Genomic DNA, 12,329 nt, shown 5'->3' on the forward strand with positions numbered 1-12,329 from the left:
AGAATATGTTCACCATTGAAGCGATAGACCATCCCGCCATGGAACGCGCCGCGCAGGAGCTCGGCGTGACCTTGCCGATCGAGCAGACCCAGGTCTGGGCCGAATACCAGAAGGATATCGACGGCCGCACCCCGTGGGGATGCCTTGCCGTCCGCAAGGACGGCACGCTGGTCGCCGTGCTGAGCCTGATTGATATGCTCACCCATGGCTACCACTACCTGCGTTCCATGCACGGCCCTGTCTGGGCGGCCAAACCGTCCGAGGATGACGAGCGCGCCGCGGTCAAGGCGATCGCCGCCTACGTGCACGCCCATGACCACAAGGTCGTGTTCCTGCGCATCGATCTGTGGTATACGCCGGGCACCTACCCGGTGCTGTCCACGGTGCCATACGACCAGACCGTCGTCATCGACCTGGCGGGCGGTGACGAGGAGATTCTCAAGCGTATGAAGCGCCGTGGGCGCCGCGACGTGCGCAAGGCGTTGCGCGAATGCCCGGCCGAATGCGCGGACGAGACCAAACAGGCGTTGGAATCCTTCGAGGAATATTACGACATCATGGTCGAGACCGGCGAGCGTGACGGGTTCAAACCCGCGCCCATCACGGATTACTCGGATATGCTCACCGCGCTCGGCGCGGACCACTGCCGCGTGTTCGCCGCCCGTATCGACGGCAAGGTGGTGGCGTGGTCGATCGTTACGGTCAACGATGGCCGTGCCGTGCGCTATTACGCGGCAATGCGCTCCGACGTCATGCGCCTGCATGTCACCGACAAGCTGCTGTACAGCGAATGCTGCATCCTGGGCTCGCAAGGTATCGCCGCATACGATCTTATGGGCATCGGCAGCGACTTCTCCCCCACGCTCAAGGGGCTCAACGAGTTCAAGACCAAGTTCACCGAAGAGATCACGCCGGTGGCGCCGGGACGTGATGTGCCGCTGCGTAAGGCGTTCTACGGGGCGTTGCGTCTGGCCAAGCGGATTCGGGGCTGATGCACCGTCCCGCGGGGTGAGCACCCGGGCTGGCGCCCACCCCGCGGATTCACTGTTGTGCGTCGAGGGTCGCGATAATCGCGTCGCACACCCGCTGCGCCGTGTCAATGCCGAGTTCAGTGGGCAGGCACAGGCAGCGACGGACCACGGCATCATGGACCTTCAGCGTGGAACGGTCCAGGTCAAGCAGACCGTATGCCTTCTCGTCGGTGACGCCGGGGAAGAGTTCCGGCCGATACCAACGCTCGGCGTAGCCGCCTGCGGCACGCACCGCGGCAATCAGGCGCTCGGATTCGGCGGTGTCACGGGCGAGCAACGGGAATCTCAGCAGCGGCTGGGCCGGCGAGGTGATGGCGGCACGCGGGATACGGATGCCGTCAAGCCCTGACAGACGCTGCCGGTATAGGTCGATGATCGCCAACCGTGCCGACTCATTGGAGTCCAGTCCCTCAATGGCATGGGCCGCGCGCTCGTTCATCCACGCCGCAGGCGCATACGCGGGGTACGCGAGGGAACCGGAACGCTCACTGTCCGCGATCGGCGGCTCATACCAGCCATGCCGGGTGCATGATGCGCGCAGCGCGTTCCCGAATGATCCCAGTCTGGAAAAGACCCGGTTCTGGTTGATGTACATGCGGGCCACGCGGTCAAGGTTGCCCGGCAGTGCCGGCAATGACGACAACGATTCACGCAGCGCATGGTCGAGGTCGCCGTTCCGCCCGGCGAGTGCGGGGTTGACCCACACCGCCCCGCCGAACCGGGTGGGGAGCATCTTCTCCACGCCGAAGGAGTGCAGCGAGATGTCGGCGAGCGGCGAGCCGTCGTCATCGCATGCCATGCGGGTCACGCAGTGGGCGCTGTCCTCGATCAGCAGGGCGCCGGCCTGCCGGGCCTGGTGGGCGGTTTGCCGGTCGGTTTGCGGCGTGATCATGCCGAACGTGTGCTGCAGCATGACGGCGGCGGTACGGCCATCCTCCAAGTGACGTTCCAACGACTGCACATCGATCGACAGCGTATCGGCGTCGATATCCGCGTAGCCGGCGCGCATACCGGCGTCGATGATCGGCACGACCGCCGTGCAGCAGGTGAACAGCTGCGTGACAACGGTATCCTTGCCGCTGTCCGCCGCCCTGCCTGCGAGCAGGCGCATGACTTCGGCCAACCCGTACCGTGCCTTGAACACGGGGAACCAATCGGCCGCCTCGGTATGCGAGCGTCGCGCGAGTGTCTCACGAAGCGTACGCGTATCCGCCCGGTACCGTTCGCTGCCAGTGCCCATCCCATCCTCGATTCATCTTGCGTGGCCGAACAATAATACCCTCACAGTATCGCGTGGGCTGGCCGTACCGATATGCCGGGCAGCCGTCCGATATCGTGCAACGCGTATAATATGCGTGTCGCGCACGTCAATAGAGAGGATATCCATGCCGTCTTTCCAGCCCGTCATCATCGGCGGAGATCTGGGCGCCTATGCCATCGCCCGTGAATTCAACGACGCGTATGGGGTCAAGCCCATCATGGTCACCGCGTATAATCCGAACGCGATCCGCGATTCGGCGATTCTGACCCGGCGGTATTGCGCGAACGCCTCGGACGAGGAGGCGCTCGTCGCCGATCTGCTTGACCTGGGCGTGCAATGGCACACGCGGCATCCGGACATACCGCTTGTGCTGATGGCGAATACCGATTGGCGTATCCGCGTGATGGCCAGGCACCGCGAACAGCTTGAAGCGTATTATCTGCTGCCGATCCCGCCGCTTGAGGTGATCGAACAGGTGATGGACAAGCAGGGATTCGAACGGCTCGCCACCGCCCAAGGCATGCCGGTCCCCCGCTCGTTCTATGAGGATTTCACGCATGCTGGCGACCCGGATTGGACCCCGCAGCCGATACCGGACGACTTGCCGTTCCCGGTCGTGGCGAAGCCCGCGGACAGCTCGCAGTATGAGAACCTGCTGTTCGAAGGCCGCAAGAAGGTGTACCGCATCGACAGCCGCGAGGAGCTCGACGCCCTGTGGCATACACTCGCCCAGGCCGGGTTCCGCGGCACATTCGTCGCCCAGGAACTGGTCCGCGGCGATGACACCGGTATGTATTCGGTGACCGCATACGTGGATTCCCACGGGAACGTGACCATGCGCTGTTCAGCCCACGTGCTGCTCGAGGAGCATCACCCGGCGACGCTGGGCAACCCGTGCGCGATGATCACCGAACCGGTCCCTCAGATTCTCGACCATGCCCAGCGGTTCCTAGAATCCATGCCATATCGCGGTTTCGCCAATTTCGACGTGAAACGCGATTCGGAAAGCGGCAGGTTCTACTTCCTTGAGATCAACCCGCGCATCGGCCGCAACAATTTCTATGTGAATGCTGCGGGCATCAATCCTATGGAGGTCATGGTCCGGGACATCATCGACGGCGAACATCTCCCCGAACGCACCGCCGACGGGGAGACCCTGTATTCCATCATCCCCGACCGGCTGCTGCGCCGGTATATCACCGACCCCGGGCTCATGGCGCAGGTACGCCGTCTGCAGCGTGCGGGACGCATCAATCCGCAGCGCAATCCCAAGGATGCCAGTATCAAACGCCGGCTGTATGTGTTGGAATCCGAACTCAACGAATACCGTAAGTTCAACCGGTACTATCCCAAGCCCACATCGACCGGATTCTAACGGGCATCCGTTGACGGGGTGGCGCGTTCGAGCTTCTGGCTGATGGTCGCGCTCACTCCGTCGGCACGCATGGTGATGCCGTAGAGCGCGTCAGCGATGGCCATCGTACGCTGCTGGTGCGTGATGATGATGAGCTGGGCATGCTCGCGCAAGTCGTCCAGCGCGTCCAGCAGCCTCGTCAGGTTCACGTCGTCGAGCGCGGCTTCCACCTCGTCCATCACGTAGAAGGGGCTGGGGCGGGCCGTGAATATCGCGAACAGCAGGGCCAGCGCGGTCAGCGAACGTTCGCCGCCCGACAACAGGCTCAGCTGCTTGACGCGCTTGCCGGCGGGGCTTGCCTCGACAATCACCCCAGTGTTCAGCATGTCATCCGGGTCTTCGAGCCTGAGCCGGCCGGTACCACCCGGGAACAGGGTGGCGAACACATGCTGGAATGCGGCGGCCGTGTCTTCGAACGCGCTGGAGAACACACTGACCATGGTCTGGTCCAAGTCCTGCACGAGTTTGAGCAGGTCCTGACGGCTTTTGGCGACATCGTCACGCTGGTCGTGCAGATACTGGTTGCGCGCGTTAAGCGCCTCATATTCCTCGGCGGCGAGCGGGTTGACCTTGCCCAAGGCCTTGAGGTCGCGCTGGGCGCGTTCCAGACGTTTGACCTGCTCCTGCCGCACGTACGGGACGGTCGCCGGGGCTGCCTGATCCTCGTTCTGCGCTTCCGACTGGTGTTCCCCCGGAGCAGCGGCATGCTCCGGCGACAACACCGGCACCGGGTGATCAGGGGAATACTGCTCGACCAGCTCGTCCATATCCATACCGAGCGTGTCCGCGACCTTCTGGGTGAGCTGTCCCCAAGCGGCAGCCTGCCGTTCACGCTCCACATCAAGCTCATGTTCGTCGCGCTGCAGACGCTGCACCTGGGGTTCCAACCGGTCGCGCTCCGCCCGCAATGCTTTCAGTTCCTCATCATGGGTGGACAGTTCCGCTTGCAATCGATCGCGGCGCTGCGCTGCCCGGACGACGCTCGTATGGGCGAGCCGTGCACAAGCGGCGGCATCATTCGAGACCTGGTCCGCCGCACCCGCCCGCCGACGACGGGTGTCGTTCTGTTCTTGGATTCGCACTTGTCGTTGTCTCGCCTGTTCGGCGTTGTCGCGCAACAGCCCGATTTGCCGTTGCAAGGACTGGGCTTGCCGGTCGGCTTCCTTCCATGCGAGTTTCGCGGACACCTCCTGTTCGCGCGTCTGCCCGAGTTGCTGCTCAAGCTGATGTTCGCGGGCGGCGAGGTCGTCAAGGTCGGCGTTCGTATCCTGCGATTCCTGCGCGGTCGTCAACGCCTTGCGCACATCCTCAAGCTTGTCCTGATGGTCGTTCCGCCCTTGTGACGCGTTGTGCAACGTCTCCTCGACGCGTGCGAGCTGCCGTGCGGCGGTCTCTGCCCGTTCCTGCGCCGCCTTCAGCGTTCGTTGCGCCTGTTGCGCCTTGACTCGCGCCTCGGTACGCAACTGCGCCTGACGGTCGACGTCGAGCCGGGCCTGGTCGCGTTTCTCAGTCAGCTCAGCCACCGACGCGTCGATGTCGGCAAGCCGGGAGCGCAATCCCTGCATATCCGCAAGCGCCTTATCCCGCTTTGCGGCCAGCGACAGATCGCTTTGTGACAGGGATGATCCGCCTTGCGCCCCCACAGCGGTAAGCACCTCCCCTTGACGGGTGACCGCTCGCGTCCACGGGCCACGATTGACTGCCTCGAGGGCATCGTCCCGGGTCTCTTTGGCGATGGTGTCGGCGAGTAGCACATGCACCGCGGCTGTGACGCAGCGGGCGGCTTCGGGGTCTTGAGCATGCGGGTTCGCGTCGACCAACGCGGCGGCGGATTCGTGCGGTATCGGTTGGCTTGCGGCGGTATCAGCGGTGGCGGCGGCACCGGCGGTGGCAGCGGTGACACCAGCATCATCAGTGTCGGCAGTACCAACGTTATCATCAGTGCCGGCGGCAGCGTCCCTCGCTTGTCCACCGAGCGGATGCAGCAGCACCGCCTTGCCGAGCGCATGGTCCTGTGCACGTTCCAGTGCGGCGAGCATCTGTTCCCGTCCGGGGACGACAATCGCGCTCGCATAGTCGCCTAGAGCATGCGCAACGGCTTCCTCCCACCCGTCTTCGATGCGGATGAAATCCGCGAGCCGCCCCATGACGGCGATATCCCGGTCGGTTTCAAGCTCACCAGCAGCATTGCGGCTGTCCAAAGTGTCGGCGAGGGCATCTGCCTTGGCTTGCAGGGAGATGATTTTCCCGTTGAGCTCCCGCTGCCGGTCGAGGGCCTCGTCGAGGGCCTCCTGACTGTGCTGGAGTGCCGCTTTGGCGGTGTCGAGGGCCGCTCCCCCGTCATCGTCGGCGTCCTGGCGTTCCTGTTCCAGTTCGATGACGCGCGTGCGCGCCTGTTCCGATTGCGTCCGCATGTCGGACAATTGTGCGGACAGATCGGTGATTCTGGTGTCTGCCGCATGGACCGCTGATTCCTCGCGTGCGACCAGTTCTCTCAGGTTGGCGATATGCGCGTCACGCTGCTGCGCGGTCTTGCGCAATTCGGTCAGTGTCTGGCGGATTGAGGCGAGCCGCCGTTCATGGTCGGCGCGTGCCTCGGTCGCTTGGTCGTAGGCGAGCCGTGCGTCATCGACCATACCCCGCTGCTTGGCGGCCTGCTGCTCGAGTTCGTCGGCGCGTTCGGTGAGCATGTCAGGATTTTCGCCGGTATCGACCACGATCTGTGAGCGGATGGAGGCGGCACGTTCGGCGGCCACAGAAGCAAGAGAGCCGAATCGTTCCTCAAGACGCGACAGGTCGTGCCACACTTGATTCGCCTGGGCGAGCTGCGGGTTGGACCCCGAGGTGATGGCCTCCACCTGTTCGATGCGCACTTTGGCTTTCGCCAGGTCCTGTTGCAACGCGGCGAGCCGACGGCGGGTATCGGCGAGATCGCGACGCAGATTGTCGCGCTTGTCTTGCAGCTGGCATGCGTCATCGGCGAACAGTCGGGCCTGCGCGTCCCTGATGGTCATCTGGATGGTGTCGGCGCGCCGGGACACCCGCGCCTGACGGCCCAGGGGACCAAGCTGGCGATGGATTTCGCGCAACAGATCGTCAAGCCGGGCGAGGTTGTCTTCGGTGTTCGCCAGCTTGCGCAACGCCCGTTCCTTGCGTTTGCGGTGCTTGAGAATGCCGGCGGCCTCTTCGATGAACGCGCGGTGTCCGCTCGGGTCAGCGCGCAGGATCGCGTCAAGCCGACCTTGCCCGACGATGACATGCATCTGCTGGCCGAGCCCCGAATCCGACAGGAGCTCCTGGATGTCAAGCAGACGGCATGCAGACCCGTTGATCGCGTATTCCGAACCGCCGTTGCGGTACAGCGTACGGCTGATGGTCACTTCCGTGTAGTCGATATCGAGCGCGTGATCGGTGTTGTCGATGGTCAGGGAGACTTGTGCGCGGCCTGCGGGCGGACGCGTTGACGTTCCGGCGAAAATCACGTCCTCCATGGAAGTGCCGCGCAGGTTCTTGGCTCCCTGCTCGCCCATCACCCAGGTCAACGCATCCACGATGTTGGATTTGCCTGACCCGTTCGGGCCGACGACGGCCGTGACGCCCGGTTCGAAGCGCAGGGTCGTCGGGTTCGCGAAGGATTTGAACCCGCGGAGGGTGAGTTCCTTGAGATACATGGGCGTGGCGGGGTTCTGCGCGGTCAGGCGTTACTGGTTCCGGATGTGTTGCCGGCGGGCTTGTCCGTATTGCCTAACGTGCGTGCGTCGATGGTGAACTTCAGCCCTTCCTCGCCGGCGTTGAGGATCTCGTTGATCACATCGTCGGTTTCCGGCTTGCCGTCAGTGTCGGCTGCGTCGGCAGTGTCGGCGGTCTTGCCGGCATCATTCGCATCCTCGGGCGAAACGACGGGCGGATTGACACGCTCGGCCTTCGGCTTGGCCAGATCAGCGGCCATATGTTCGGTCAGCAATGTCCTCGCGTCACCCGCGGTGACGAAGCTGCCGCAAATCAGCACGCCATGCCCGTACCCGACACCCAGGTCGTCTTCGGCATCGACCTTGTCGACAGCGGCCTGGATGGCGTCCGGAAGATCCTTGATGACGGTCACACGGTCCGGGCCGAATACGCGCACCGCGATCTTCTCGAGGTCTTCGACTGGCATGACGCGGTCACGCCACGAGTTCTCGGTGACGATGATCTCGCTCAGAATCGGCTCGAGTACGCCAAGATATTCCTCGACCTGCTTGTCACCCATCATGGCGACCACGCCAACCAGCTGCTGGAAGCTGTAATTCTCCTCGATCGCGGCGCGCAAGGATTGGGCGGCGTTCACGTTGTGCCCGCCATCGACGATGATCGTCGGGGATGTGCGGACTTGTTCGATGCGGCCGGGCACCTTCACACTGCCGAGCGCCTCATCGACCAGATCCTGGTCAAGCTGGCCGTTGACCGGAATCACGGTTTCCGCGGCGGCAAGCGCCGCTAGTGCGTTATGCGCCTGATGTTCGCCGAATTTCGCGATCGGCACGTCGCGGTATTCACCTTCCGGCGTGCGCAACGTCGCCATCTGGCCGCCGACTGCGGGGACGCGGGAGACGACTTCCATCTCCTCTCCGTCACGAACCAGCGTAGCGTTGTTGCGTTTCGCTGCGGCTTCAAGAATCGGCATGACCTGTTCGGCGTGCGGCTGGCGGCCGATGATCGCCGTGCAGCCAGGCTTGATGATGCCTGACTTCTCGGTGGCGATTTTCTCGACCGTATCGCCCAGCCACTGCATGTGGTCCATGTCCACCGGGCCGATGATCGCGGCATCCGCATCCATGACGTTCGTCGCGTCCCAGGCGCCACCCATGCCGACTTCAAAAATCGCGACATCGACCGGGGCATCGGCGAACTTCCAAATCGCCATCGAAGTGAGCACTTCGAAGAAGCTCATCGGCGGCTTGTTCTCCTGCTCCATCTTGCGGTCCACCAGCGCAACCAGATCCTTGATCTGGTCCCACGAGTCAATGAAATCATCATCGGACAGCTGCTGGCCGTCAATGGCGATCCGCTCATTGATCTTCTCCAGATGTGGAGACGTGTACAGGCCGGTACGCATACCATACGAACGGCAGATCGCCTCCGCCATACGCGCGGTGGACCCCTTGCCGTTCGTGCCGGTGATATGGATGACACGGAAGCTGTCCTGCGGGTTGCCGAGCAGGTCGACCATCATGTTCATACGGTCGAGGTCGAGATTCGTCCTGTTATGCTCAGGCGGGCGCTTCATGATCTCGCGCTCAACGTCACGGATGTTCTCGCCGCTGCGATTTGGATGTTCAAACGACATGCCCGCTGGTCTCTTTCCTATGCCTATTGCTGTGCTGTGGGGACATGCGGCCGGCGCTGGCAGACCGCATTCGCGTGCCCGGATTACCGACTGGAGGCCAATCCGGGCACTTTGTTCCTATTCTATGCGAATTGTATGCGAATTCCATGGGGAATCCGCAATCAGCGCCCACCGCGAAAAACCGCGGCCCGGTCGCCATGCTCGCGGCGCTCAAGGTAATCACGGAACACGGCCATGCGCTCGACGGTGCTCGCCGCGAGCGGACTGGGCAGGTCGTCCACGGCGAACCAGCCGACCTGGAGGCTTTCCTCATCGCCCACGAAGGGCTGCGCGTTGCCGCCGGGGCGTAGTGAACACAGGAAAGAATGATCCATGTACTGCGCCTGGTCGCCGTTGCCGTAGGTGATGATGCGGTCGCTGCTGGTGACCGCCACCAGATCGGTGACAACCGCGTCCACACCGGTCTCCTCCTTGATTTCGCGGACCGCCGTATCCGCCGGCTCCTCCCCCGGTTCGACGATTCCGTAGATGAGCGCCCATTGCCCGGTGTCCGAACGCCGTCCGAGCAGCACACGTCCGGCGTCGTCGCGCACATACGCGGTGATGCCGGTCAGCCACAGGAGGCTGTGACCAATGGATTGACGCAGTTCGATGATGAAATCAGGTGTCGGCATAGGTGCTCCATGCTTGTTGTCGGTGGTGCTTGTCGGTGATGCTTGCCGGTGGTATTGAGGGGCGGGGTATGGGAAGGTTGGTCGTGCGGAAGGGTTGAGTGTACGGAAGGGTTGAGCGCTGAGGCGGGACGTGGAAATCAGGGGTTTGGAACGTGTCGAAACGTGTCGAAACGTACGGAATGTGCGGAACGTACCGAAGCGTGTGGAACGCATCCGAACATGTCGAAACGTACTGGAACGTACCGTCACGTACTGGAACGTACCGTCACATACTGGAACGTGTCGAAACGTGCCCGAAAGTACCGGAAGATACGTCAATCCGTTGCGATGACTTGCTCCGGAATGGCCATCGCAACGGATTGATGCTTCAGGTGTGCAGGATTCAGTCCTCACGCGCCGCGGCACGCTCGGCAAGCCAAGCCTCGACCTCGTCGATCTGCTTGGGGATGCCGGCCGAAATCCATTCGGGGCCGTGTTCGGTCATGAGCACATCATCCTCGATACGAATGCCGATGCCACGCAGCTCAGGCGGCAGCAGCAAATCGTTCGCCGCGAAATACAGGCCAGGCTCAATCGTGAAAATCATGCCCGGCGTAATCTTCGCGCCCTGATACGACTCGTAGCGGGCCTGCGCGCAATCATGCACGTCAAGCCCCAGATGGTGCGCGACACCGCAAGCAAGCCAACGACGATGCTGCTGACCCTGCGGGGACAGGGATTCCTCGACGGGGACCTTCAGAATGCCCCACTCGTGCAGGCGCTCGGCGATCACGCGCATGCACGCATGATGGATATCCGAATACGTGGCACCCGGCTGCGCGGCTTCGAAACCGGCCTGCTGGGAGTCCAGCACCGCCTGATACAGCTTGCGCTGCAACGGCGTGAACTTGCCATTGACCGGGAAAGTGCGCGTGATGTCGGCCGTGTACAGGCTATCGACCTCGACACCAGCATCGACGAGCAGCAGTTCGCCGTCGCCGACCACGCCGGTGTTGCGCATCCAGTGCAGGATCGGCGCATGCTTGCCCGAGGCGATAATCGTGTCATAGCCGACGGCGTTGCCCTCTTCGCGTGCCACCGAATTGAACGCGCCCTCCAGCATGCGCTCGGAACGCGGGCGGCCGATCACGCGCGGCAAATGGGTGAGCATACGGTCGAAACCGTGCTTCGTGGCCTCGACAGCCTTGCGGATTTCGCCAATCTCATACTGGTCCTTGACCATGCGCTGCTCGGAACCGAACTCCGCCAACGCTTCATCGGCCTTCGTGTTGGCATCCGGATCGCCGAAACCGTTCGCCTCGCGCACCCGTTCGACCATCTGCGTAATCGACGGATCGGTGGTGCGTACTACGCGCAGCTGCACGGCACCGGCTTCGGCGCCGACATCCTTGCTAATCGCGTCCTCGAGCGTGGCGATGTCATGGGTCTCGATCCCCGTCATCGCCTTGAGCTCACGCAGACCGGCGCGCGGGCCGACCCAGTACTCGCCGTAATGGGTGTCACGGTAGTAATCAGCCGTGCTGTTATCGGCACGAGGGGCGACGAACAGTTCCGGCGTATGCGTCTTGCCGGCCTTCGCCTCTTCGCTGTCCGGATCGAGCGGGTTGAGCACGAGCACGGCGCCCGCCTCGTAATCGCAGCCCAGGCCGGTGTAATACGCGAACGCGGTATCCGGGCGGAACGCGTAATCGCAATCATTATTGCGCACCTTCGGCTGGCCGGCAGGAATGACGATACGCTCGCCGGGGAATCGCTTGCCCAGCTTCTCCAGACGCTCGCCGATGTACTTGCTGGATTCCAGCGGCTCGACCGCCGGCTCGGCGTTGTCCCAGCCGGTGGTCATGAACTGGCGGAACGTCTCGCTGTTCGGGCGCAATGAGCGGTTGTTCACCCGATCCGCCATCGGCTGGTCCGGCCCCGGCGCGCTCTTGCTTTCCTCTGCCTCGTATGCCTTGTCCGCTTCGGTAATCACCGAATCCATGTCACTCCTCCAACATAAGAATCGTTGTTGCTGCCACTCTAGTCATACCCGCTGGTCACAATTGCCGCAAACGCCAACAGTGAACGCCGCGTCGCACCCTTCCGCGATGCCTTTGTGAGCGAATCCTCACACAGTGACGGTCGGGTGGGCCGAATCACTGCTCCGGGACCGCCGCGACCGCCGGTTTGTGAGCCAATCCTCACACAACGCCACCCAGGCCGGTCAAATCGGCGTTTGCGACACGGTCCGGCCCCCAGTCTGTGAGCCAATCCTCACACAGCGACCGCCAGACAAGTCAGCACGTCCGCCACGGGCAGTCATGACCGCCGACGTGTGAGTGAATCATCACACAATGGCAGCCAGACGAGGCAATACACCAACCCCGGATACGCACGCCGGCCGGCATGTGAGCCGATCCTCGCACATTGGCGGTCCACCGACGAAAACACCAGCCCCGCACAGACCGCAAGCGCCACGGTGTGAGCCAACTCTCACGCAATGGCCGCTGGACGGGTCCAAACGACGACCGCAGTCGGTCATGGCCGCCGGAATGTAAGCAGATTCTCACACGGCGACACCCAGCACTGGCGGAATCCACGCTTCCAATCCCCCGACTTCCCGGATTGTGAGCCGACACTCACA

General features: G+C 63.0%; 7 protein-coding genes. 2 read left to right on the forward strand and 5 right to left on the reverse strand.

Annotated elements, in window-relative coordinates:
* Positions 1–5 precede the first annotated feature (5 nt).
* Positions 6–992, forward strand: a complete 987-nt coding sequence (locus WD012_RS05500; protein WP_339562765.1) for a lipid II:glycine glycyltransferase FemX — start codon at positions 6–8, stop codon at positions 990–992.
* Between the two features lie 49 nt (positions 993–1,041).
* Here WD012_RS05500 and WD012_RS05505 read toward each other — a convergent pair whose 3' ends face one another.
* Positions 1,042–2,271, reverse strand: coding sequence for a DegT/DnrJ/EryC1/StrS family aminotransferase (locus tag WD012_RS05505; RefSeq protein ID WP_339562766.1), 1,230 nt, complete (start codon positions 2,269–2,271; stop codon positions 1,042–1,044).
* A 145-nt stretch (positions 2,272–2,416) separates the two neighbouring features.
* Between WD012_RS05505 and WD012_RS05510 the strand changes: the two genes are divergently transcribed.
* A complete protein-coding gene (locus tag WD012_RS05510) occupies positions 2,417–3,667 on the forward strand; it encodes a carboxylate--amine ligase (RefSeq protein WP_339562767.1) in 1,251 nt (416 codons plus the stop codon).
* Here the strand turns inward: WD012_RS05510 and WD012_RS05515 are convergent.
* From WD012_RS05515 to WD012_RS05530, 4 genes are all read right to left on the reverse strand, one after another.
* Positions 3,664–7,377: an AAA family ATPase gene (locus WD012_RS05515; RefSeq protein ID WP_339562768.1), complete on the reverse strand. Its 3,714-nt coding sequence runs from the start codon at positions 7,375–7,377 to the stop codon at positions 3,664–3,666. The two genes, WD012_RS05510 and WD012_RS05515, sit on opposite strands and share 4 nt — an antisense overlap.
* A gap of 23 nt (positions 7,378–7,400) precedes the next feature.
* Positions 7,401–9,032 (reverse strand): bifunctional folylpolyglutamate synthase/dihydrofolate synthase, encoded by a 1,632-nt coding sequence (locus WD012_RS05520; protein ID WP_339562769.1) that lies wholly within the window; start codon positions 9,030–9,032, stop codon positions 7,401–7,403.
* A gap of 161 nt (positions 9,033–9,193) precedes the next feature.
* The gene (locus WD012_RS05525) at positions 9,194–9,706 is read right to left on the reverse strand and encodes an NUDIX hydrolase (protein WP_339562770.1); all 513 of its coding nucleotides are present in this window, start codon (positions 9,704–9,706) and stop codon (positions 9,194–9,196) included.
* A 382-nt stretch (positions 9,707–10,088) separates the two neighbouring features.
* A complete protein-coding gene (locus WD012_RS05530; RefSeq protein WP_339562771.1) occupies positions 10,089–11,687 on the reverse strand; it encodes an aminopeptidase P family protein in 1,599 nt (532 codons plus the stop codon).
* Positions 11,688–12,329: the final 642 nt, after the last annotated feature.

The organism is Bifidobacterium thermophilum, assembly GCF_037482445.1.
GTDB lineage: Bacteria > Actinomycetota > Actinomycetes > Actinomycetales > Bifidobacteriaceae > Bifidobacterium > Bifidobacterium thermophilum_B.

Bases quoted from the DNA above. Each gene is read 5' to 3' on its own strand.
- WD012_RS05525 (WP_339562770.1), bottom strand. From the start codon at position 9,706: ATGCCGACACCTGATTTCATCATCGAACTGCGTCAATCCATTGGTCAC.
- WD012_RS05500 (WP_339562765.1), top strand. From the start codon at position 6: ATGTTCACCATTGAAGCGATAGACCATCCCGCCATGGAACGCGCCGCG.
- WD012_RS05515 (WP_339562768.1), bottom strand. From the start codon at position 7,377: ATGTATCTCAAGGAACTCACCCTCCGCGGGTTCAAATCCTTCGCGAAC.
- WD012_RS05510 (WP_339562767.1), top strand. From the start codon at position 2,417: ATGCCGTCTTTCCAGCCCGTCATCATCGGCGGAGATCTGGGCGCCTAT.
- WD012_RS05520 (WP_339562769.1), bottom strand. From the start codon at position 9,032: ATGTCGTTTGAACATCCAAATCGCAGCGGCGAGAACATCCGTGACGTT.
- WD012_RS05530 (WP_339562771.1), bottom strand. From the start codon at position 11,687: ATGGATTCGGTGATTACCGAAGCGGACAAGGCATACGAGGCAGAGGAA.
- WD012_RS05505 (WP_339562766.1), bottom strand. From the start codon at position 2,271: ATGGGCACTGGCAGCGAACGGTACCGGGCGGATACGCGTACGCTTCGT.